This window comes from Halorubrum sp. LN27 (assembly GCF_016635065.1).
Lineage (GTDB): Archaea > Halobacteriota > Halobacteria > Halobacteriales > Haloferacaceae > Halorubrum > Halorubrum salipaludis.
The window spans coordinates 40,936-64,405 of the sequence record NZ_JAEPET010000002.1 but is presented as its reverse complement, the minus strand read 5'-3'; the positions used below and the strand labels follow the sequence as shown (position 1 = coordinate 64,405).

Genomic DNA, 23,470 nt, shown 5'->3' with positions numbered 1-23,470 from the left:
CCTATTCACCGGATTTCTACATAAGGCATTGATTTACAATATCGATTGAACGAACCCGAAAAACGCCCGTTGCGGGTTTGTCGTGCCACCGAGTGGGAGATTGGCACAATAATCTCGGCCAATCTCATAACGAGTATTAGCGACAGAAAGACCGATTATAATGGAGACACGTTAGCTGTTGGAATATGAGTGCGTCACAGGGTGAAGCCGATCTCTCGGAAGACGAACATGCGGGTCTTGAACTGATCCGCGAGACGGGTGGGATTCACCAGAGCGACTTTTGGAAAGAGCTGGATGTCTCTTCGCGAAAAGGAAGCCGAATAGTCGAAGCGCTTGAGAGTGCCGAGGTGATCCAGCGTGAGGAAACGGTGTACGAAGGTCAACGGACCTACTATCTCGAACCAACAGCATCTGATCTTGACTTTTCACTGCTGATGGCGGGTGACATGCTCTCGCCATTCATCGGTGAGGAAGAGGTCGATCCGCAGGCAGACGCCTTCTCCCAATGGCTGATGAACCTCGCGTACGAGGAAGAGTGACTCTGTTCTCAAGGGCTTCTGACGGCTCTTAGTCACCAACTCTCAATTGTTGAGGGTTTCATCAACGGCTTGGAGACCGATTCCGAGTTCTTCAAACCGGCGTCAGATTATCCAGTAGTATGGACAAAGATGACTCTCACAGCGACGTCGTTCCTGGGAGTGATGAGGAACCTGACACGCCGGATGTTCGTGGCTACGACTTTCGTGGAGAATTTGATTTTGACGAGATGCTCGACGCCTATGGGACAACGGGGTTCCAGGCGACGCAGCTCGCAGAGGCAATCGACATCGCCGAACGTATGCAGGAGGCGGACGCCACTGTCTACCTCACGTTCACGTCAAACATCATCTCGTCGGGGCTGCGCGAGACCGTCGCGTATCTCGTTCGAGAGGGGTATGTGGACGTAGTTATTACGACGTCTGGATCGCTGACCGAGGACGTGATCAAGACGGCAAAGCCATTCAAGATGGGAAAATGGGACGCAGACGAGGCATCGCTCCGTGAGCGTGGGATCAATCGGCTCGGGAATCTCTTCGTTCCTTCTGACCGGTATGTGTGGTTGGAAGAGTATCTGTATGATTTCTTTGAGGACTTTTTCGCAGAGGAGAAAGTGAGAACACCGACGTCGTTCGCACGCGAGTTAGGTGAAACTCTTGAGGATGAGGATTCGGTTCTAAAGCAGGCTGCGGACAACGACGTACCGGTGTACTGTCCAGCATTGACGGACTCCGAGGTCGGGAACTTCCTCTACTATTACCGTCAAGGGTATGATTCAGAAGTGGGTATTGAGATTTTGGACGACTATGACTCGCTAATTGAAGATGGGCTGCTGGCGGACTCGACGGGGCTCATCGCGGTGGGTGGTGGAGTACCGAAACACCATGCAATCATGACGAACCTCTTTCGAGGGGGAGCGGATTACGTGGTGTACATTTCAACGGGGATGGAGGGTGATGGGTCATTATCGGGTGCACCGCCGAACGAGGCTGTTTCTTGGGGGAAGATCAAAGAAAACCAGACGAACTACACACAAGTGGAAGCAGAGGCTACACTTGTCTTCCCACTGCTTGTGGCGAAAGCGTTCAAACAATAACCTCTCACACGCCCGTTGCGGGTCTGATATGATATCGAGTGGCGGGGATTAGCGCAATAATCACGAGCAGGAAATTTTGTGTCGCAAAGCTATCTATGTCCTATATGGATCCCATTCAAAACCATCCTCACTCTTCGAATAGTGTATCGAACCGTTTCGCCAGCCAATACGGTTCCAGAGCTGATAGAGTGGTTCGCGAAGGGCCAACGCGATATTAGAGTCCCAACCATCTATTTTCACGCGCTTCAATTGGAAGACATTCTCGCTGATCGGACGGGTGCTGTCTGGGCCGACAACTCCTTCTGGTTTTTCAATCGGATAGTTCACTGCCCCGATTATAGTAATATAAACGTACAACGGCAGGTAGATGCCCATAGTCTCGTACATCTCTTGGAGGCGGTCAATTAGGGAGACGATCTCTTTATCGATGAACCACGCTATCCCGTACCTTCCGTTCCGCTCCATAGTCATCTTGGTTGTTACAGCTTCTACCCACCCATTACCGTCTAAGCAGACGTACTCGGAGAATCTCTCTTCAGACAGCTCCGTATACGGAGCTGTAATTATGAAATCACCGTAACCTTCGGTACCAGCCGACCGTGACCGGAATTTTGGTGGATCAGGGAGATCGGTTGCGATCATCCCAGGAGGATCCGAAACCGACTCAACGGGAATGACATGGACAGCCACAATCGGTTCTTCATCTAATAATTCACCGTAACGAGGCTGGCGTTCCCGTAATCGGTCGATTTGAGCCTCATATAATTCGTCTACATCCTGTTCTGGGTCGTCGAGAGCATTCTGCGGGGCGACATGGAGATGTTCTTGGGCGAGATCGTGGTTGTCGATGTCCATCAGATCTTTTCTCAATCGAGCAAAGTCCTTGATGTGGACGCGCCAGCCGTACGTATCCGCTAATTCATTCTCTAATCGGTCACGTTTGACGCCGGCAATCTCCGTGGTGGTAGCAAATATGAAGAAATCGAACTCCTCCGGGTAGTCAGCAGCTGACTCTGCATCCGAACGAATCTTCTTCTCGATATTACTCGAGGTCACACTACAGTGGAGAACGCCAGATTTCCCCGAGCGCTCAAGAAGTGCATCGCGCCCGCCGTCTGGACCCCTCACGCCAGTTGGATCAACATCGTATCCTTCTCGACCAAGTAGGTCAACCGCCAACTGTTCCAGTCTCGCACCGTCTCCGATACCGCGGAGATTTGCTTCAAGAGCAGTGTTTGGCATCTATTGGTTCATCTGGACAGTCCATGCTTACAAAACTACCCAGCTACTGTGGCTGCTTTGTTGACTTCTCTCGGTTGTCGAGGAATTGATCACACCACGTCGGAAGGGAATCCATCGGTCCATTTTCAGTCACAGTCCCATCGCCTGCAATCCGGGTGAACACGCCGTCCCGTCCCCACGCACACACGACTGGCTCTTGGTCTTGATCGGGACGGGTCACGATTCGCTGTTGGAATCGCGACGGCTCCTCACTCACATCCTGCAAAACTGTGAGGAGCTGTCCGAGAAGTGGATGACTTGGTGCAAGATGCTGAACCGATGGGAACTCGTCGGCACACTCTGCCGAGAACGTTACTGCCACTTCATCAGCAGCAGTCGCAATAGCCTGTGCAATCGTCTGTTCCCCATCCCCGGCTGGGACCTCAATCGGTGCATCACCTACTGAGAGACGGTATGTACTGTCCGCAAAGTCGAAGTCCCCATCGTCGTACTCGAAGACAATCTCGTGAACCGGTGTGAATTCGACACCGGCCTCGGCAAGAGCGTCGTTATCGACCAACACTGACTGGAGGCTCGGTGTCTCGAACGGGGGTTGATACTCGTATTCTTCCTCGCCGACATCGACGAGATCCGGGTGGGTGTAGGACTGCCACGCATCAAGTTTTGCTTCGTCGACGACGTCCTGAGCGACGAGGTCGTCGACGTCCTCAAGTGACTCTCCGACATCAACGCGGTCGCCCTGTTTGCGTTCTTCGAGTTCTTCAGAAAACTCACGGTCAGCTGATTCGACCGCACTCTGGTCGTCAGCGCTGTCGGCGTTCAAGGTCGCATCCCGGATCTGTTGGCTGACACCGGAGAGTATGGGTTGCATCTCACCAACGACGTTTTCGAAGAGGCCGATCCGATCGTCAAGGCGATCGTAGATGTCTGTCTCAACCGTATCCTCGTAGCTGTAGTTGAGAATGCGAATCTCGTCGAATCGTTGGCCGATGCGGTCAATCCTACCGATACGCTGTTCAACTCGCATCGGATTCCACGGCAGGTCGTAGTTGATGAGCGCCCCACACTCCTGGAGGTTTAGCCCCTCACTCGCGGAGTCGGTACAGACGAGGATATCGACCTGTCCATCATCACGTGAGAATTCACGCTTCACGCGCTCTTTCCCGACGTGCTCCCAAGTTTCAGAATCGGGGTCGTACAGCTCGCCGCCACGACCAGAGTACGTCGCAATTGTCTCTCCAAGAAGGTCCGCGAGACTGTCCCGGATGAAGTCCATTGTGTCCGCGTACTGCGTGAAGACAATCACCCGGTTGTGACCAGCACGGTCCAGCTCGTCGAGGTCGTTGTAGAGTTGCTGAATCTTCGGGTCTGTATCAACCAAGTCTAAGTCGTTGACGAACGCTTCCAGAGCCTCGATTTCTTCCTCGATAAGCTGTTTCCCCTCTTCAGTCACGCTCGGGATGAGTTCAGAGAGATCTAGGTCGTCGCTACTAGCGTCGAGTTCATCTAAAACGTCCCCGTCGTCGAGGTCTGCGTCTTGTAGCGTTTCGAGGACGACCTGCTCCGCATCACCATAGTCCCGGTCACGAGCGCGTTCCCGTCCGGCAAGCACGGTTCTTTGGGCCCGAAGTGTCTCAAGCCGGTGTTTCAGGCTCTGACTGATCGCATAGACACTCGACGTGAGTCGCTGTCGGTACGTGGTCATCACGAACCCGATGGCGCGTGTTTGGGCTTCGTCAGTCTGCTGGGCTCGCTTGTAGAACTCACGTGTGTACTCGTCGATCTGGTCGTAGACCGCCCGTGTCTCCTCGGTGAGTTCGATTTTCCGTTGTTCGGGATTCCGGTTCGGAACGGTCGTATCGAGGAGACCGACCGCCTCGTACTTCCGGAGTGTATCCCGTGTATTCCGATGGATGAGCGCGTCGACCGGTGTGGACTCCGCGAGAACATCGTGGATGACTCGCCAACCGCCCGGAGAGAGTTCGTCAAGTGCGTCCTGTCGGTCGCTGCGGGACGCCATCAACCACTCGTCGGCGTCTTCAGGATAGAGGAGCCGTTTGAGTTTCGTATCCTCGCTCGCCTCGAAGCGGTCGATGTCATAATCTGCCATCGCGTCGTCGACATGGTCGAGATAGCCGTCGTAGGCGTCTCCATAGGCTCGTGAGAGCCGGCACGCGGTCAGCACACGCTCTTTGGCGATGGCACGGTCCTGTCCGTCCTCATTGATCTCGAGTTCGTCTGCAAGGTGCTGGAAGACTTTTGAGGAGAATGGTCGATCCGTCGGGAGCCGATCTTGGTGTTCCAGTCCATCGAGCGTGGCTTGCGTGTCCCAGGAAGCCTCCGCTTCGTCGGACTCTGAACTCGGGTTGTCGAGAACCTCGTTGAGGGCCTGCGACAGCCCGTCTCGAGTTTCGAAGAACTCCATGAAGGTATCCCGGTTATCCCAACCACCCGGAAGATCCAGCAACTGCATCAGATCGTAGAGTTCGCCAGAGTGCAATTGCATCGGGGTAGCAGTCAGGAGGTAGTAGGCGTGCGTATAATCGCGAAGCTGTTCGAGAAGAGCGTAGAAATTACTGCCACGCCGGGCGTTGTGCGCCTCGTCGACGATGACGGCGTCCCACACGCCCATCCGGTCTTCCGTATCGTGGTCGCGTCCGCGACAGCTTGCCGGGATGACGTCCCGAGACCGGTCGGATACCCGGTCTAAGGGAGCGACCTGATCCCACCGGTCGTCGAGACGAGCCGTGTGCCAGGACATAATGACGACCGTCGGCCCATCCAGCGGCGACGATGCATCGGCATCAGTCGACTGCTGTTCGTAGAGGAACCGCCAGATGGGGCTGTCCGCCCATTCGCGCTCCCCAGTGAGGTCGAGGTCCGTTGCCGATGGTGGATAGTGGTCGCGACCGCGGACGTCCCGGAAGACGTGATCGCCCGCTGTGTCCCGGTCGAATCGGACGGCGTTGATGTTGAACTTCTCCCAGAGCTCTTCCTGCCACTGCCGCTGCAGACTCGCCGGAACCAGCAACAACCCGGTTTCCAGCTCGCCGGTGAGTCCGAGCCGGGAGAGCGTCAGGCCGGCCTCGATCGTCTTCCCGAGTCCCACCTCATCACACAGCAAGAAGCTCTGTGGATATGTATTGACGAGTGTGTCGGAGACAACTCGTTGATGCGGCCACGGCGTGATCGTGCTCGCTTCCTCGGCTAGTGCGAGCCCACCGGGCGAGAGTGGTCCATCCTGAATGATGTTCGCTTTGTCGCGCTCCGTCGGCGGAGCTGTACCGTTCGCGATCTGAATCGCTTCCTGGAGATCGCTCTCGGTATCTGGGGCTTTCCAGTCGATGATGTCCTCTTCGATCGCCTCGGGGAGGTCATACACTTCGACGAAGGGGTGTTCATCACTCCACAGTCGCTCGAATGTCTCCTCGTCGCCGGCGACGTAGGCCGCCTGTTCAGGAACCCACGAACGGTGGACTTTGAACCGCTCGTAGTTGCGAGCCCAGCCTCCGACCGTCTCGTTGACGCTGCCCTCGAACGAAATCGTGTTTCCGTCGCTATCGTGGAAGAGTCCAACTTTCGGATGGAAGATCTCCCAATCGTGAGAGGGAGAGCGTGGATAGGCGACCTTGATGTGGATTCGGCCCTCGCGGAGGAGACGCGCGAGAATACGGAGGTTCGCATCCAGGCGTTCGTCATCGAGGTCCTCGAGGTTTTCCTCGAGGCGGTCGGTGAGCGTCTCTAGAACCGGACGGTCTGACTCGTAGAGTTCGGTGCCGACGATGAGACGCATTTCACCATCGTTCTCGACAAGGGCGTGAATGCCGTTGGCAGCAGCCGCGAGTGCCGTACTGGAGAAGTAGCCCGCAATCCGGTCGTATTGCTGGCTGCGTTCCAATGCGGGCTCGTAGAAGTCCTTGACGAGATGGGCGCGTCCCTGCTCGGGCTTGCTCTCGTAGATCGACTGCCACTCGCGGTCACGTAGGTTAGTCATACTGGAGGAGTTTCAGGTTAGGCGTGGTCACCGAGTTCAGTCTGTTCGGCTCTGTCTTCTGAGACGTCAGTGAAATCAGTAGGTGTGAATTCGAGACCAAGTGCGTCGTGGGTCCGACCTAAGGCGAGGTCGCGAGCGGCTTCCCATTCCGAACTTCTCTGGGGAAGAACTTGCAGGAGAGCTTTCAGTGTTGCCTTGAAGCCCGCGTCTGTGTCGAAGTTGCGTTCTTTGAGCCAATCAATCGCGACGTCCTCGCCCTGTTTCTCGTAGACGTGCATAGCGGCGTGAACCGCATCGAGGGCGATCGTGTAGGACAGCGCTTCAGGATCGACGGGCGTCCGGTTAGATCTCTCTTCGGGGGGCAGTGTGATATCTTGGACGCGGTCCTCATGAGTTTTCAGCTGAATATCCCCACGTTTCTTCCCCCAAATTTTCGTAGAGCGCTTAATATCGTCAATGTCGACACCAATACCGAGCCCCAGCTGATGGCCGTCATCGTAATGGAAGGTGTCCGATTCGTGAACCAGCCAGGAGAGGATATACCACTCTGTAATGTCATCCAAGTCGTCTAGTCGCTCGCCTTCAAGATATTCCTCGACAAGGACTCGCGTTACGGCCTCGCGTGCTTCTTCTAGAGCTCGCCGTGGAGGAATCTCATTATCTTGGTCGTCGACGACAGGATAGGCATCTGCGTAAACTTGCAGTGTCGGCCCGAACGCCGAAATGATGACGTCTGTTTTCGTCAGAGAGAGACCAGCATCAAGCAGGTCTCTCGCTGCCTCTTTCGCTACTTCACGGGTCTCAGCACGGACATCGCTCCACAGGGTTGGAACCGTTTCAGATTCCGTCTTACTATCGTGCGGTTTTCTCCCTGTGAGCAGCAGAGTACTGTCAGCTGAACCTCCACCACGGGTGTCGGTCCGCTGGGGCATCTCGCTGGTGATTGGGTGGGTTGATGTGATGGTGAACCCAGATCGAATCAGCGACTTTGTAAGGGTATCCCATGCGCTGGATTCTTTGTGGGTAAACATGACAGTCATCACACCGCCGGGCTCGAGAACACGGTAGAGTTCTTGGAAAATCTCCGCCATCTTGTTCTCGTAGTCCTCGGCAGCTAATTCGGACTTAGATTTGGAATCCGAAGCGACTTCTTCGTATTCGGCCACATTAGCAACCGCCTCTTGGCTCTTGTCAGTAAGGTCGTCAGAGAAGATGTCTGGATAGATATCTTGGAGGTATTCTTTGAGCCAAACATAGCTCATATCGGACATCTCTGAATAGATGATGCTATCGTAGTAAGGGGGATCAATTACGATGGCTTGGATGGAATCTGACTCAAACGATAGATCGGCAGCATCTCTTTGTGAGACGTGGACGTTTTCCGCATCTTCATCACGGAGATAATCGGCGATTTCTTCGTAAGAGTCCCTAACTCGATCAACAGTATCCTGATAGCTCTGATTCCCTGCCGAAGGGTTGTTTTCGACAAACGACCACTGGAGTGTGAAGTGTTTACCACCGAGAGAATTGCCGAGGAGGCCATTACTGATGTCCAATGGCGCAAAACGAACATTTCTATCTACAGTCTTTCCGGCCACTAACGCTAATACTGCCAGTATTCCCTCTGCTTTTTGCTTACTGTACTGTTCAAAGATCTCAGCTTGGCACTGCTTGTAAGCTTGGAGATACTCATACTGAGTTACCAGCTGTCTTGGTGTGAATGCATCCCGCCATTTAGTGACGCCATATGGTCCTGCACGGTCTTCGTCACCAATATAGCGCGGTACATCCAGAAGCGAGCTAAGCTCAAAATCAGCTTCAATTCGATCTGCCGCTTTTGATTGGGCCTCATCATCTTCCGGAATAGGGGCTCTCCAGGCAGTCCCCCCACTCGACTTCTCATATTTCACGCCGTAGATTTCATACTCGAACTCGTAATTACGGATCCGGTCTTGAATGGTATCGGATTCCATTACGATACCGCAATTGAGACATTCGGCTCCACTCCGAGTATGAGGCCCATCTTGGGGGTTGTATTCAGACTTTTCAACGTCATCGGGGAGTCTAACAACCTCGTACTCAATCTCAGTACCATCATTAGACACAGAAGGACGTGCTGCGACACCTTTCGATGAGGATTGCTTCTGAAGCCACCACTTCTTCGTTATCGGGATATCACAGCCACATTCCGGACAATCAACTGCGTAAGTGCACGCATAGTGGGAAGGTGTCTGCCGTTCACCATCACTCGGGAAATATGGTTCAAGCTCCTCGCTAGCAAGTTCATCTATTCGGTCGGCCCACTGGTTGAGTTCGCTCTGGAGAGAACCAACGCTGGGCGCATACTCAAGGAGGACCTTAAGCATCACAGTCGGGACAGGGTTGAGTTCGTTCGCTGCTGTCGGTAGGCCATAGCGCAGAGATTCAAACGGAATAACGCCCCCACCGGCAGTCGGGTCTAAGACAGTAGGTAGCTCTCCGTCCCAATGCTCCCGAAGCAACTCGTGCATCTCCGCTTTCTCATCTGTAGTCGGTGTCCGAGTGTACGGGCGAGGATATCCGTAGTGGTCCTCTAAGTTTCCATCCCGATCATCTTCAGTACGCTTCTTTTCTGCCACGTATTCCTCAATATCGACGTCGATTTCGTCACGAGGCTTGATCTGCATCCAATCCAGCAGCGTGTTGGCGTCCACCTCTGGAGGAAGTATGGACGCTAGAATAGCCAGTCTAGAAGCTGGAGTTGGACGACGTGCAAACCACGGGTGAAGATATCGATGAGGCGGCATAAAGTAGGGGTTGGCCTCTTTCAGATTCTCGATACCAACCGCCTTCAGGGGAAGATTCCCCTCAATTGCGACACGCTTCAGCTCCGAATCGCTATCTTGTGTTTCGGGATTTCGGCTCATAGTTAGATCACTCAATATGGTCCGTCAGCAACACTCGAAGGGCCTTTTCGCCGTTCGGACTCGACGGAGACCGACACTTTGCGTACCAGTAGTAACACTCCTCATCGCTCATCCGTGCAACGCCTCGAGCCAGCGACCGCATCCGATCGATACGCTGGATCGGTTTCACGCCACGGAAGGCAACAGCAAGCCGGACGCCTGCCGTCTCGGGTAGGAACACGAATCCAGCCCCACCAGTGAGAACTTCTGAGGAATCTCCTGGCGTGCCCTCGATCGCTTCCCTGACGACGTCCTGGAGCGCACGGACGCGGGTCGGGTCAAGCCGTGCGACCTTTGCGCCGGCCCACTCATCCCACGTCCAACCATCGAGCTTGGAAAGGAGGTCGTCGCCAGCGATGTCCGAGACAAGATCCTCGACTGGTGTGATACTCAGCGAACGACCATCTCGCTCTAGGCGATCACGGCGGGCTTCAGCCTGTTCACGAGGGAGTAGTTCGTGGAGCGTCCACTCGCCGCCACCGTCTGTCTCTCGTCGGACGAGCGTGAACGTCGGGCGGCCACCGAACATACTCGTCCCGTAGCGAACCAGCCGATCCTCCTCTGTTCCCTCAGCGGGTGAGGTCTCAAATTCCGAACCGCGACTCGCCATCAGACCGTCACCTCCGAGCTCGCCTGAATCGGGCCACGCCCTTCGACCCGAACATCGATGTTGCCCGCATCGAGGTCATTATCGAGGGCAGCGAGAAGGTCGTCACCCTCGTCAGTAATCGGTTCGGGCTCGTCAAACTGGAAGCGGAACTGGATGGTTTCTCGATCATCGCCGAACGAGCCGGGCTGGTCGATCACGTCCCGGAATCGGCTCGGTGACCCCGTGAATTCCGCGCTGTACGTCCCGTCGTCAGTCCGGGTTTCGTACTGCATTCGAACCGTCACCGAGTCTTCGCGGGCTTTGAATCCGGGGCGTTGACTGATGAACTTGGCCGCTTGGAAAGGTTCGTCCCCACCGACCTGGATGGTCACCTCTTCAAGCAGCGGCGTCCGGTCAGTTCCGGCCTTCGATTCCGCATCGCGACGAACCTCTGAGAACGCCCGCGAAGCGGACATCATCTTCTTGCTCGCCTCCCAGGATTCGTCTGGCTGGCATTCCTCGCAGCGTCCGCGTGCGTCCAGCAGCTGCTCGCTAGCGACCTCTTTTCCGCAGGAACTACAGGTCGTATCGGACTGGTGTCCCTCACAGTAGTAGGGTTCGCTTCCTTCTGGGTTTTCAACCTCCGCCCCACACTCAGCACAGGTAGCAACCGTCTGTTCTGGCCGGTCAATTTCGTCGAGGTAGTCGTCGACGAGCGCGTCGATATCTCGATAAACGACGAAGGCACTCCCGATTTGGACATCGCTGTCCCGAATCGAGGTCTCGACATCGGGAGATTTCGCGAACGGTTCCGGATGCGGCCACGATTCAGGCTCTGTTGTCCCGACCCAGTACGCTGTCCCAGACTCGCCATCCCAGTATGCGTACCCGTGGTCACTAACGAGAGAGGAGACAGTCTCTCGAATCGGTTTTGTGCTGAAGAGGTAGTCCAGCCCCGGCTTCTTCGCGTATTGGTTGACCAGCGCTTCGGTGGACATAGCGTCCTGGGTCTGCTGCCAGAGTTTCTGTTGGACGTGAGCGGACCCACGAGCGCCGGAGTCGCGTTTCACGATCTTATCCTCGAGCGTTGTCTGGACAGCGTCGACCAGTGTCGTCCCGCCGTTGGATTCGGTCGCACCGATGGTGATGTGGGTGAGCCCGTCCCGGTCAGGGTAGTAGAGGTGTCGGTAGACGTTCCGAACGAGCTCTCCGAGCATCAGCTGTGCCTCGTCGCTCCGTTCTCGAAGCTCCTCGATTTGTTCCGAGGAGAGGTCGGCTTTCTGTTCGGGGCTATCAAGCAGGGCCTCGATAGCCTCGAGACGCCGAGCCTCGTCGATTGCAGCATCCATTCGATCAGCGTCAGGGGCGAGGAACAGAGCGTAGTTCTTGTAGATTCGCGTCTCAGTCTCTCCCTCGTGTTTTGCGGCTTGCTGCTCGTAGAGCTGAGTCACCCGGTTCGGCGGCGTATCGCCGCCGTCTTCGACAGCAGCGGTGTCCGGATGCATCACCGCGAGCTTCGGGGTATCCGGGGTATCCGGTAAGTCCGCCGGCGATTCAGGGAACTCCACCGGCTGGAAGCCACCATCGCCGATTTCCTTCGAGGTGAGACGGTTCTGGAAACGCGAATGAGCGCTCGCTTCGGGAGTAGACTCGATCCGCTGGTCGATGATCCGGATCAGATTTGGTTCTTGCTTGAATCGGAGGCGCTCTTCCTCGTAGAGGAAGTAACACGCGACGTCCATATCGTCGCCCCGGAGTGCGGATAGGGCGGCATCGTAGTCATCGAAGTTCAGATCGGGATGGCCGATGGCGAGGTTCAGATCGGCGTGAGTTAGGCCGGCGGCCTGTTCACCGTATGCGAGGCTGTGCCAGAGAACTGTCGTTGTCAGATGGGTACCGAGAGGTGGGAGACCGTTTTCGGTCCATTTCCGATCCTCAAGCTGGGCGTGCGCGGTACCATCGTCGTCGTAAATGTCGGCAGTCACGGCGGGACCGAGATCGACGAAGTCGAATAGGCGCTCACGAAGGATCGTCTGAATCCCACCGCCAGGATCGTCATCAGCGACTGTGAGGTCGTAGATCCGAATCCAGTGGCGGTCGTAACTGTCGGGCTGGTGATTCCAGAGGTAGTAGACGGCTCGAGCAAGCAAGCGGAGGGCATCACGCGTGCGCTGGAATCGAGGGATTGTATCGATCTTGTCCGTGAGAGCGTCGATTAAGGAGGGATGGAAGGGGTACTCGCGAGCGAGGACATCCACGTAGCCAGCGTCGGTGGCTTCCTGTGGATACTGCCGGTCTTCCTGATCATAGAATCGGAAGTATGAGTCTGCGGCTTCGCGCGCGGCGTTTTCTGGAACTTCCGAGAAGAGACGGTGTTGAAGGACTTGTCCGATCTCGTTTTCGTCGGTCGGTGTGACCGTCTTGTGCTGTCGCCGGCCGATCTCGTTGACCTCCTCAATGTGATCACGGACGCCATCACGAACCCGGTCAGCCTGTTCACCAAACGCTGTATCCGCGATAGAGTAGACGACCGTGACGTGCTCCGACTCGGCAGCCGCTTCGAGGAGCGCCATCACGAACGAAAGCGTCTGATCGGCGAGCGTCTTGTCGCCGACAGGCGTGCCCGCGGCTTTGTTCATATAGTCGGCGATTTCGTCAATCAGGATGAGAGCCGGCTGGTCGTGCCGGGCGAAGAGTTTCGAAAGCGTTCCTTCACCGGGTGCATCCTTGTCCTGATCATAGTCTTCAAGATACTCGTAGCCCTCGAACCCGTAGAGTTGGTAAGCGAGTTCGCCCCACATCGTCCGTGTTTTCGGGGCATCCGGGTCGTCGTCAGCGTGTCGGGCATCCTTGCTATCGGCTTTCGTTCCGATGAAAACCCCCGTTGCGATGTCCAGACCCTCGGCTACCGCATTCTGGTAGTCAGTCGCAAGTTCCTCATCACCGTCCAGCAGGTAGTGTGAGAGATCGTCAATATCGGCAGGATTCTCAGCAAGATGGTAGGAAGCGATGAGGTCGTGGGTTTTCCCACCGCCGAAACGCGTATCGAGGCAAAGAATACTCGACGTGTAGGATCCAGGATTGTATTCTGTCGTCGCCAAGAAACGCCCAGTGAGATTGGAGAGCAGCGTACGGAGTCCCTCCGTGGGATAGGTCATATCATAGAATGAGTCTGGATCTCGGTAGACCGGCGCTGCCTTCTCGGGGTTATGAACGACAGTTGAAAGCTTCGCAGCGAACTCTTCTTCTTGGAGTGACCCATCCAAGACATCGTCTCGGGGCTGACAGCTTTCGAAAAGAGAGGGGTGGTTGCTACTCATTAGGTTCCTCCGCTGATAGTGAATCAGTAGCTGGTTTAGAGACAATCACGAACTCTTCCTCCGAACTATTCTCTATGATCGCTTTGGCGATCCCCTTCGACTCAGCAATATCCACCTTGATTGGATCTCCAACTTCCGCACGGAATTGATCAAGTTCGGGACCGGACAGATTTACTCGGCCTGATTGCCCGGTATTCTGTCCAATTGTTTTCTGAGTCATCTGATGTCTATATCACATAATGGGTACAATATAACCTTTACTTAGTCTAAGCTATGGCTGTAGCGTTTGGGCGGGCGGAGATCTCATCGATTAATTAATCAACCAACAAAATATGAGAGGCCGCTAAATCCGGAAAGCTGGCCACTTGCTAAGTGACTCCCTGTTATTCTATCAGAAAGAAATATCACACTACCTCGATAAAATCATCCAGACAACATCAATCTGGGCAATATCAAATGTCGAGACAACAAGAACTAGGAAAAGAAGACGGGGACTTCGAGGAAGCACACATCTTCTACCGACAGGTCAAATCACAGGACCGCCTTACTAGCCCCATTTCCGAGCGAATCGAATCTCCCTCCGAGCTCAGCGATGTTGACGAACTACTCGACTATATCCGAAGTAGAAAACTCCGTTACCCAATCGATATCTCGGAAACCGAGATGGACGAACTTCCCAAAGATCTCGCTATACAGATTGTTGAAAACAGTCCAGAAGAAGGCTCTGTTAAGTTTCTTCTCAGCCAGTTCTGCGACAGCCTTCGCAAAAGACAACGCCAGGCCAACAAGTACGCGATGCTGATCCACATCGGCCAGCAATTTCTCCTCGCACACGTTCGAGCCGAACGCGGGATGTCGATCAAAGAGGAGGAAGGCGAAATCGAACTAATCAGACGCTTCCTCGATGTCGACAATATCCTATCAGCCGCTCTCTTCGAAAGAACTGATGACGGAGTAGTCAAATTCTCACATTTCACGGACACTGGATCAGACTCCTTCAGAGCCTTTCTCGGGGTCACAAAGCGCAAATTCCACTACCAGAAAAAGAACGTCCAGATCATTACCTACTACAAGGGGAAGACCGGACTTGAGTGTAAATTCGAGTTCACCAACGAAGAGTTTGAGGACAAATGGCTCAACGGAAGCGAACTGACACTCCAAGGAGAACAGTTCGCATTCAACGACGAGCGCCCACACCTCATCAAAGAAATCCGTTGGGGCGGCGAGCAATACAAATCTCCTCGTTCATTCAAGAGCGATTTCAAAGAATACAGCTTCAGTCTTGACGGAGAGCGCCGACGCTACCAAGACCTCCTCAACCTCGAATCTCCAGAAGGATCCTCCATCTCAATATTTGACAACGATGTTGAGAAAGTGGAAGACAAACAGGATCGGGTCGAGATTTACTATGAGGACGAAGATACCCGAGTCCTTGACAAAAGAAGCCTCCCAGACCACCTGTACGTCATCTACGCGAATGGTAAGATAGATCTTAACAGCAGTTTCGCAGACCACATCTTCGCAGATATCATCAACGGGGCAGAAATCTCACTCTTCCATCCCTCCCAGTCTGCCGCCGCCAATGAGTTCACAGTCAACACTCTCACATTCCTCAACATCGATGAGGATCAGATAACACCAGAACTCCGGAGATTTGCCGAAACCACGCATGAACATATCGTGAACCTCAGCGGAGAAACAGCTAGCCGCTGCCTTACCTACCTACTGCTGTACGTACTCTCCCGAGAACTTGGCAAACAGTTCCAGGACGGGATCTCCCAGCTCATCAATATCAATCATGGCTCGGCCAGGAACCGAGATGTCATCTCTAGTAAAGAGAACGAATACGGCGGACTCATCGAATACAAGAATAAGAAGGATCTCGAAAAGGACGACGCCGCCTCCGAAATTGTCTCCAACATCAAAACCAAGCTGAGAGACTCCAATGAGAAAGTCTTCCTCTGGGGAATCCCTGAGCAGACCCGGGAACTCGACGGCCTCAACACACAATCTTGGAACGACGACAGAGTCACCAGTATCGAAGAACGAGTTAATAAAAAGCTTCAAGAAGATAACTTCGATTACACGGATTACCATATGCAGATCATCCCGCTCGGTGACAACGGTGACCGGTGGATCATCGCTGGGATAATCTACTGACAGTGTGAGAAGTAATTCAAAAGTCAAACTCTCCACCAAAGGGAATCTCCGGCAAGAGCTCAAATCACGGGAAATAATGGCATGAACCGTATTATAATGACGATCAGACTATTCTTACTGCCAACGAGCAAATCACACTAAATGCGACGAGTCAAGTGTATCCAATATCCACTCGCACAGCCTCCTGACGACACCGTGATCTCTGGGGGGGTGAGAAGGATCACTTGTGATACGGATAGTATCCGGTTCGTACAGGCAAGTGGCGACGAGCCGAGCGTAGAACGACATAGCAATCGCCAACATCCACAAGTCTTCACCCAAGGACAGAACTACTGGTTTATTGAGGTTTCTGACTACTGGGTTGAGCAGTGGGGTCTTGATTACGGTCCGCCTGGAAGGCAAGCAGATAAACTACTTCTGGCCATGAATATTCAGCTTGATCCTGGCGCTATCTTGACAACCACCGCAAGGACTACTCATCGTGGAGTCATGTTCGACGAAGACTGGCGAAAGATCACAAGAGACGGGGGTTTTCAGTCGAACTTTAGAGCGGTAGAGACTGAACCAGATCATCTTGATATCGATACTACCGTCATTACAAGTACCATGGAGGCATTAGAAGATCGCTCTGTCTTCTCGACCGATCTCGCCGATCACGAGCGTGACGTGATTAATGCAATCGAATTGTACACCGACGGGCTCTATTCATTTGATATGAGCATCCAGTGGACATACTTCTGGTTCTGTCTTGAGAACGTCTTGGGAGAAGGTAGAGGGTCTGGTCACGACACGAAAGATCACCTTATTGAACAGGGTTTCCTATCCCGAGAGGATGCAGGGAAGTGGAAAAATGCGGTAGATCGAATCAAACATCCTGATAAAGGTGTGGACGGGAGTCTAACAGACATATCACTACCCCGTCCGATCAGGTGTCGTGAAATCACTTCAAAGATACTACTCGAGCACCTGTTACAGTAGATGTTAGATCTTATTACCGAACCGAACTACTACTGGTCTCCTCAAATTTATCGAATGTTGACGCTGGCGCACTCCTCCCAACGCTCACCTATCAGAAGTGGTCTGACTACATATCAAGATAGGGGCCGCAAGCCCGAAATCTGGCACTACTGCCGATCGTCCAACACGAGTTCAGTAATATACGCCGACGACCGACGCGGTTATCGCTCCAAAGTCAGCGGCTATCAGGCCCACTCATCGAGTTGTTGAGAACCTACTATTTCATCTGGTGAAACAGCTGTTGGCCTATTGATATTGTGATGGGTTGGCGTGCAAGGTGTAGGGCGCATATCGGTCACGAAGATTCAACCAATTGTGGCTGGGAGAATCGGTCAGTATAGAAGTCTCATACAGCACTGACTGTCTGTGTCAGTCATATTTGAATTGAATTAGGGCCAGAGGCCTCGCGCCTCGTGGGCCTCAGCAATACGTGTGAGTGCCACGATGTAGGCTGCATCTCGCCAGGTGACGTCTCGGTGTTCGAACTCTGTCTGGACGGCCTGCCAAGCGGCCTGCATCTCCGTTTCAAGTTCGTCGTTCACCCGTTCGAGCGACCAAGACCGTCGATTAATGTCCTGGAGCCACTCGAAATAGCTCACCGTCACGCCGCCCGCATTGGCGAGAATATCGGGAATCACCGCGATATCTCGCTCTGCGAGGATCGAATCGGCCGTCGAGGTCGTCGGGCCATTAGCGCCTTCGACGACGATGTCTGCAGCGACCGCCTCCGCATTCTCTTCGGTGATCACATTCCCCAATGCTGCTGGAATGAGTACGTCGACGTCGAGCGTGAGCAACTCGCCGTTCGAGATTACGGTGTCCGCATACGTGGTGACGGCTTCCGGTTCCTCATCGTGCGACGGGACAGAAGCTGTATCGATCCCCTCAGGATCGTACATCGCCCCGTTCACGTCGCTGATCGCGACGACGGTCGCGCCCCACTCGTCGAGCAATCGTGCGGCATTCGCCCCGACGCTCCCGTAGCCCTGGACTGCGACGGTCGTGTCCGTGAGTTCCCGGTCATAGTACTCGCAGACTAACTTCGTAATAATTGCGACACTCCGACCAGGGGCTTCTTCTCGCCCCTCACTGCCGCCAACGATCGGCGGTTTGCCGGTGACGACACCCGGTGTGGTCTCACCTTCCTGCATCGAGTACGCGTCCATCAACCACGCCATGGTTTGTGGATCCGTCCCCATGTCGGGGGCTGGAATATCCTGATTGGGGCCGACGGCATCGCGAAGTTCCTGCGCGAACCGACGAGTGAGCCGCTCCTTTTCGTCCGAACTCAGGTCCTTTGGATTGACAGCGACGCCGCCTTTGGCCCCGCCGAAGGGCAGGTCCATAACGGCACATTTCCAGGTCATCCACATACCGAGTCCGACACACTCGTCTCTGGTGACGTGTGGGTGGTACCGAAGCCCACCTTTGTACGGACCTCTGACGCTGTCGTGTTGGGCTCGATAGCCCGTGAACACTTCGACAGTTCCGTCGTCCCGCTTGATGGGGATCGTCACCTCGTGAACCTTTTTCGGGTGTTTGAGACGCTCGACGACGTTCGGATCAATGTCGAGGTGATCGGCAGCTTGGTACAGCTGGCGACGGGCCGTTTCGAGCGCAGATTCCGACTCGATCGATGATTCCGCCTCGTCGCCTGACTCGTCGCGGGTAGTATCGGCTTTGGAGGCCATAGTCATTCGAGCGGCATTTGACGGTTTCGCATCGATCCACTACAGTCGGGACACTGTCCGGGGCCTGTCTCTGCGATGATGGTTTTCCCACACTCAAAACACTCGTACGTGGCTTCTTCGTCTGTTTCAGGGTCGATATCTTTCATGGTGAGTTCACGAGTGCCAGCACCAGACCAGGGCACTCTACATACGGATAATAAGTGTATAAGGGAATATTGGAGTGTTGAATAACAAACCATCTAAAAAATTCGTGGTTTGTTATTCAATAATATTAGTAGAAGCAGCGATAGGGAGGTTGTTCTCTTCAAAAAGCGTCGCAAACAGTTTGCGTTGGACGGTCCGAGCGTGTGTATAGAAGGCAGGCGGAGAAATTCCTAACGTCGCTGCAACGTCTTCTCCGGTGCTCTCGCGTGGCGACTCGAAATACCCGCTGTAGTATGCGGTTTGGATCACCTCGAGTTGTCGCTCGGTTAGCTTGTCGAGGAACCTCGAATAGAGATCGTGTGCAGCGGTTTGATCGAGGGACTGTTTGGCACGGAGTTCGACAGTGGAGAACGTCTCGCGCACGAGTTGCGTGATCGTTCGGACGTCGATACTGTCAGGGATATCGATGACGAGCGTCGTCGTGGTCGGATCAGCCGTCGCTCCGCGAAACACGGCGCCGTGATCGGCCAGTTCTAAGGCGAGAAACGGCTGTGTAAGCCGGAGTCGTAGAACGCCGCCTTCATCCTCGGTACTGATCGTCTGGACATCACCGATAGCAACCAGCTGCGAGGCGGCTTCTACGACGTCCTCCAGCGATGAGTCTTCAACGTTGACGAATACGTAGCTTCCCTCTGTGGATTGCTGGACTCCTCCCTGATACGAGAGAGTACACTCGGCGTCCTTCGCAAGCCGTGAGAGGACGAATGCCGGATCATCGATGCTGAACTCGACACGCGTCATCGATGTCGTGAGGAGTGCATTCTTCCGCTCGATCGCACTGAGAGCAGACGCAATTGTTTCGCCGAGTTCGGCTAGGACGGTCTTCGTCGTGTCGTCGAACGCATCTTGGGTCGGCGCGTAGACCGTCAGGACGCCGTGCGTGAGGTCGTTGTATACGAGGGGAATGCTCAATACAGATAGGTAGTCGCGAGCGACGGCGTCTTTGCGCCATAGTTCGTCACGGATCCCGGCAGCGACGTTCGAGACCATCGTCACGTCGCCGGTGGCCGTGGTTTGTCCAGCTGGCTCTGTATTTCCCACGTCGACAGCAAATGACTGACTATCCAAATATCCCTGCTCGGTGCCTGCCCAGGCCCGTGGCTCGATGGTGTCGGTCGCCGGGTCAACCGTGCCTATCCAGGCGAACCTGAACCGATCATCGGCAGTCAACAGTTCACAGACTGTCTGATCAATCTCATCCCGCGTTTCGGCTTGTACGACTGCTTGATCGATCTCACGAATCGTCTCGTTGATGCGGTTCAGAGCGGTGAGCTGTTCGTTTTGCTGCTGGAGTGTGCGATCCTGTTCACGGAGTCGGGACTCTCGTGTAATGCGGTCGAGGGCTGCCTCAGCGGTTGCGGCGAGTAGATCGGCCAGCTCTCGGGTCACGTCGTCGAAGACGCCAACGTGGTCTGAACCAACGATGAATACACCGTGGTTGCCGAGTGGAATGTAGGCTGCACTGCGAAGGTCAGTCGCCCGGTTTTCGAGTCGCTCTGTCTCGTGGACATCGTCGAAAAACAACGCTTCGTCCTCGACAAAACTGTAACTCGGAAGCGTTTCTCCGTCGGCATGAACGGTGGGGAGCGGTCCGTTGAATTCTTTCATTGTGGCCGAGTGCGCTGCGGGACGGAGATTGCTGGTATCGGTATCAAAGAGGTAGACCGCACTCGCATCCAGATTTAGTACACTCGGTGTATCGTCGACGATATGCTGGGCAATTTCTTGGTGGGTCTCGGCGTAGAGGAAATCGCGAGCCGTCTCATGGAGCGTTGCGAGTGCTTCCTCGCGCTGCTTGCGTTTCGTGATATCTCGACAGCTGAATAGGAGGCTTCCGTCCTGAATCGAGACTTCGCGGATGTTAACGAGGAGTGTGTGCTCGCGACCTGCTTTGTCAGTCGCGGTCGTCTCAATGTTTTTGAGTACTCCCTCAGCTGCGAGTTCGGCACGATCGAAGAGATCCTCACCCAAGAGGTCGTCAATTGTCCCTTGCTCGTGAATCTCATCAGCCGTGTAGCCGAAGATGAAGTGGACGTTGGGACAGACGTAGGTGTACCTGCCGTCTTCGTTCGTGATGAGAACCGTGTCAGTCATGTTGTTCAGCGTAACACGATGGAGTTCCTCTGATTGACGGAGGTCACGTTCGAGGTCAACACGTTCGGTGATATCAACGCCTTCAACGACAATTGAAACGATCTCTCCACTTTCGTTCTTGACTGGGCGCATGGAGAGATCGATGACGCGCGAGTCCTCGATGTGTGGCGGCTGTGTGACGACCGCGTTGCCGAATTTGCCGTCGAGTGCGTTCTCCACGATTTGTTGTACGTCCGTGTTCGTTGCATCGGGCTCTACCCACCACGGAAGCGTCTCGAAGGGCTCGCCAACGACCGATTCGACGTCTGTATCGATCATCTCCCGTGCGGTTTCGTTCACACGGGTGAGTGCACCATCCTGGTCAAGCACCCACGTTGCGGTCCGCAAATCGTTAAATATCGCGTCAAACTGTCTGGCTCGCTCCCGTTGTGTGGCCGACCGCTGAGCAGATCGGAGGACACACTCAGTTCGCTCGATGAGTTCGTCGGCCATCTCCTCAACTGGTTCCACGAGTGCGATGTAATCGGTGACACCGGCTCCGATCGCCTCGCTGGCAATGGCCTCGTTCCCGGCAGTAGTACCCAGTAGTACTGGTAGCGCAGTCGTTTCCTCGCGGATCTCTCTAAGGAGATCGAGTCCGGTCATCTCTTTGAGTGCGTACTCACTAATGAGACAGTCAGCGGTCCCCTTTTCCACGATATCAAGCGCCTCCGTTTTGCCCTCGACTGTATGCACAGTCGCGTTAGTCCGTGCCTCGAGCGTCGTGGCGAATCGCGTGAGCCAGTCGTCTGTTCCGACGAGCAACACCGTCGACGAATCGATGACTGGGGAAGAAGCGATCATTATTCGACCACAGAAATACAGCAATTGGTCCTCTCGGTGCCGATTCGAACTCGCCACCAGTTCTGCTGCTGGCCCAAGTCGGAATACCGGTACATAGATTGTTTACTATCAAACAGTCCTAGAACAAAGATGTTTGCTACCTAACCCTCAGAAGTATGCGGAGCGGTATGTAAGGTTAAAGTACCGAGCGGCTGATTCACCAATAGAATCGTGAAATAATTGGGGGAATACTGGGCTCACCCTCTGTATCTTGCACTGATCAACCTACCAAATCCTGAATACATACCGCTGTTTCACTATCTCTCTGTACTGGTCAGCTAATCTCAAACCGCGTCGAGAAGGTAGTGGTATACACGAAACCGCAGTAACCCCCACTTGTTTAAATTGACAGCGTATCCTCGAAAACATGAGCGAAAACGGACCCGCGACCGCGGCGATCTATGCCCGCGTCTCGACATCGGATCAGGACGTATCTCGGCAGCTCGACGAGGCGCACGAGCATTTGGAACGTCTCGGTGTGGAAGACATCGAGGAGTATCCAGAGATCGTCTCCGGCGCTGCCGACACCGACACTCGCGAGGTCTACAACCGACTCCTCGATGATGTCGGGAGTGAGGAGTTCGACCTCGTGGTCGTTCACGAGATCAGCCGACTCTCCCGGCTCGGCCCGACTGAGATTCACGAATTCATTCAGCACTGCTTGGAACACGACACCGGCGTTGAGGCCCTCGACGTAGGCTTGAAGATTCACGTCGACGACGGCGAGCTTCAGCAGACAATATACAGCATGGTTGCTCGGTTGATGGGCGACCTCGCCCAGATAGAACACCAACAAAAGCTCCAGCGAATTCGGTCGGGCGTCCGGGCCGCACAGTCCGCCGGAAAGTGGACTGGGAGACCGCCTGCGGGGTTCGTCGTTGAGGAAGGCTACCTCCGCGTTGATCCGGCCGAATTTCTACATACCCGCGAGGCCCTCGTCCGCGTCGACCGCGGTGAGTCGTTCGCAAGTGTCGCCGACGACACCGGCATCGCTGAGTCGACGCTCCGGAGCCTCCACCAAGATCGTCGCGACCTCTACCTCGGCGGCGAGGCCGAGGACAAGCGCGTCGACGACGCACTCACCGACGTCCGCCCGCTGGAGGATGCGCGGGCCGAGGATCCCAATCTCGAAGAGCTGCGCGAACGCGTCGAGCGATTAGAGGAGGCCACGGACGTTGAAGGCCGCTAACGCTCCCATCTTAATCGGACACGCGAGCGAGCGTAGACCTGCTTGACGGCAGGCTCAGCGGTTTGTCTTTCTATCATACCGAGATGTCTACCTCTCTACCCTCCCACTCCTCTTCTACTTCATTTACTGACTTCTCGTTGTCAACCACGTCGGCTAAGTCGCGGAGGTACTCTACGATGTCATCGTTGTCTACGTCCCATCGCTGGTCCGAGATAGATTTGAGACTCGTCGCTAGCTCACGGGCTTCATCAGCCGTGTAAGCTGCGTCAGTCTCGCCAATGTCAACGATGACAGCAAACTCGTTGTCGGTGATGCTGAGGTTCAACGACGACACCTCGCCGTCAATAATGCTGCTCGATACCCCATCCTGAAGATCTGACTCATACATTATATAGTCGATCTTGTCGGTCCCATTTGAAATCGGGGGCATCGTCAGGGTCGGAGCGGTCAACTTTCGACCGAGGGCGTGGTACTCCTTTGGTGATACATTCTTACTCAGTCGGGTCAGTA

General features: G+C 54.7%; 15 protein-coding genes. 5 read left to right on the top strand and 10 right to left on the bottom strand.

The features are described from left to right. Positions 1–185: 185 nt before the first annotated feature. Both JIN95_RS16150 and JIN95_RS16145 read left to right on the top strand, forming a co-directional pair. Positions 186–539 carry a transcription factor gene (locus JIN95_RS16150; RefSeq protein WP_050032829.1) on the top strand — a complete coding sequence of 118 codons (354 nt, stop codon included), beginning with the start codon at positions 186–188 and terminating at the stop codon, positions 537–539. A 119-nt stretch (positions 540–658) separates the two neighbouring features. Next, complete coding sequence (locus JIN95_RS16145; protein ID WP_007997362.1) at positions 659–1,633, top strand: deoxyhypusine synthase; 975 nt, start codon at positions 659–661, stop codon at positions 1,631–1,633. Between the two features lie 93 nt (positions 1,634–1,726). Here JIN95_RS16145 and JIN95_RS16140 read toward each other — a convergent pair whose 3' ends face one another. Genes JIN95_RS16140 through JIN95_RS16115 form a run of 6 tightly spaced genes read right to left on the bottom strand, consistent with a single transcriptional unit; the run spans position 1,727 to position 13,943 of the window. Further along, the gene (locus tag JIN95_RS16140) at positions 1,727–2,875 is read right to left on the bottom strand and encodes a hypothetical protein (protein ID WP_200532211.1); all 1,149 of its coding nucleotides are present in this window, start codon (positions 2,873–2,875) and stop codon (positions 1,727–1,729) included. A 43-nt stretch (positions 2,876–2,918) separates the two neighbouring features. Next, on the bottom strand, positions 2,919–6,869 hold the full coding sequence (locus tag JIN95_RS16135) for a helicase-related protein (RefSeq protein WP_200532210.1): 3,951 nt from the start codon (positions 6,867–6,869) through the stop codon (positions 2,919–2,921). A 17-nt stretch (positions 6,870–6,886) separates the two neighbouring features. Continuing rightward, positions 6,887–9,775, bottom strand: a complete 2,889-nt coding sequence (locus tag JIN95_RS16130) for a DUF1156 domain-containing protein (RefSeq protein WP_121564760.1) — start codon at positions 9,773–9,775, stop codon at positions 6,887–6,889. Between the two features lie 7 nt (positions 9,776–9,782). Next, positions 9,783–10,424 (bottom strand): hypothetical protein, encoded by a 642-nt coding sequence (locus JIN95_RS16125; RefSeq protein ID WP_004594464.1) that lies wholly within the window; start codon positions 10,422–10,424, stop codon positions 9,783–9,785. Then, a complete protein-coding gene (locus tag JIN95_RS16120; protein ID WP_234699407.1) occupies positions 10,424–13,723 on the bottom strand; it encodes a DUF499 domain-containing protein in 3,300 nt (1,099 codons plus the stop codon). Before JIN95_RS16120 ends, JIN95_RS16125 begins: the two co-directional genes overlap by 1 nt. Next, positions 13,716–13,943 (bottom strand): hypothetical protein, encoded by a 228-nt coding sequence (locus JIN95_RS16115; protein ID WP_200532209.1) that lies wholly within the window; start codon positions 13,941–13,943, stop codon positions 13,716–13,718. Before JIN95_RS16115 ends, JIN95_RS16120 begins: the two co-directional genes overlap by 8 nt. 236 nt (positions 13,944–14,179) lie before the next feature. Between JIN95_RS16115 and JIN95_RS16110 the strand changes: the two genes are divergently transcribed. Both JIN95_RS16110 and JIN95_RS16105 read left to right on the top strand, forming a co-directional pair. Continuing rightward, positions 14,180–15,883 (top strand): hypothetical protein, encoded by a 1,704-nt coding sequence (locus JIN95_RS16110; protein WP_200532208.1) that lies wholly within the window; start codon positions 14,180–14,182, stop codon positions 15,881–15,883. A 141-nt stretch (positions 15,884–16,024) separates the two neighbouring features. Further along, positions 16,025–16,861 carry a hypothetical protein gene (locus JIN95_RS16105; protein ID WP_200532207.1) on the top strand — a complete coding sequence of 279 codons (837 nt, stop codon included), beginning with the start codon at positions 16,025–16,027 and terminating at the stop codon, positions 16,859–16,861. Between the two features lie 428 nt (positions 16,862–17,289). On the opposite strand, the gene gdhB is transcribed toward JIN95_RS16105, so the two are convergent. From gdhB to JIN95_RS16090, 3 genes are all read right to left on the bottom strand, one after another. Next, on the bottom strand, positions 17,290–18,597 hold the full coding sequence (gdhB, locus tag JIN95_RS16100; RefSeq protein ID WP_200532206.1) for a glutamate dehydrogenase GdhB: 1,308 nt from the start codon (positions 18,595–18,597) through the stop codon (positions 17,290–17,292). Then, positions 18,594–18,737, bottom strand: coding sequence for a rubrerythrin-like domain-containing protein (locus tag JIN95_RS16095; RefSeq protein WP_200532205.1), 144 nt, complete (start codon positions 18,735–18,737; stop codon positions 18,594–18,596). The genes gdhB and JIN95_RS16095 overlap by 4 nt, the downstream gene beginning before the upstream one ends. 112 nt (positions 18,738–18,849) lie before the next feature. Then, positions 18,850–21,732: a bacterio-opsin activator domain-containing protein gene (locus JIN95_RS16090; RefSeq protein WP_200532204.1), complete on the bottom strand. Its 2,883-nt coding sequence runs from the start codon at positions 21,730–21,732 to the stop codon at positions 18,850–18,852. Positions 21,733–22,138: 406 nt separating this feature from the next. Between JIN95_RS16090 and JIN95_RS16085 the strand changes: the two genes are divergently transcribed. Continuing rightward, entirely contained in the window at positions 22,139–22,960 is an 822-nt protein-coding gene (locus JIN95_RS16085; protein WP_200532203.1) for a recombinase family protein, read from the top strand. 73 nt (positions 22,961–23,033) lie between these two features. Here the strand turns inward: JIN95_RS16085 and JIN95_RS16080 are convergent, their stop codons facing one another. Continuing rightward, entirely contained in the window at positions 23,034–23,348 is a 315-nt protein-coding gene (locus JIN95_RS16080; RefSeq protein WP_234699406.1) for a hypothetical protein, read from the bottom strand. Positions 23,349–23,470 lie beyond the last annotated feature (122 nt).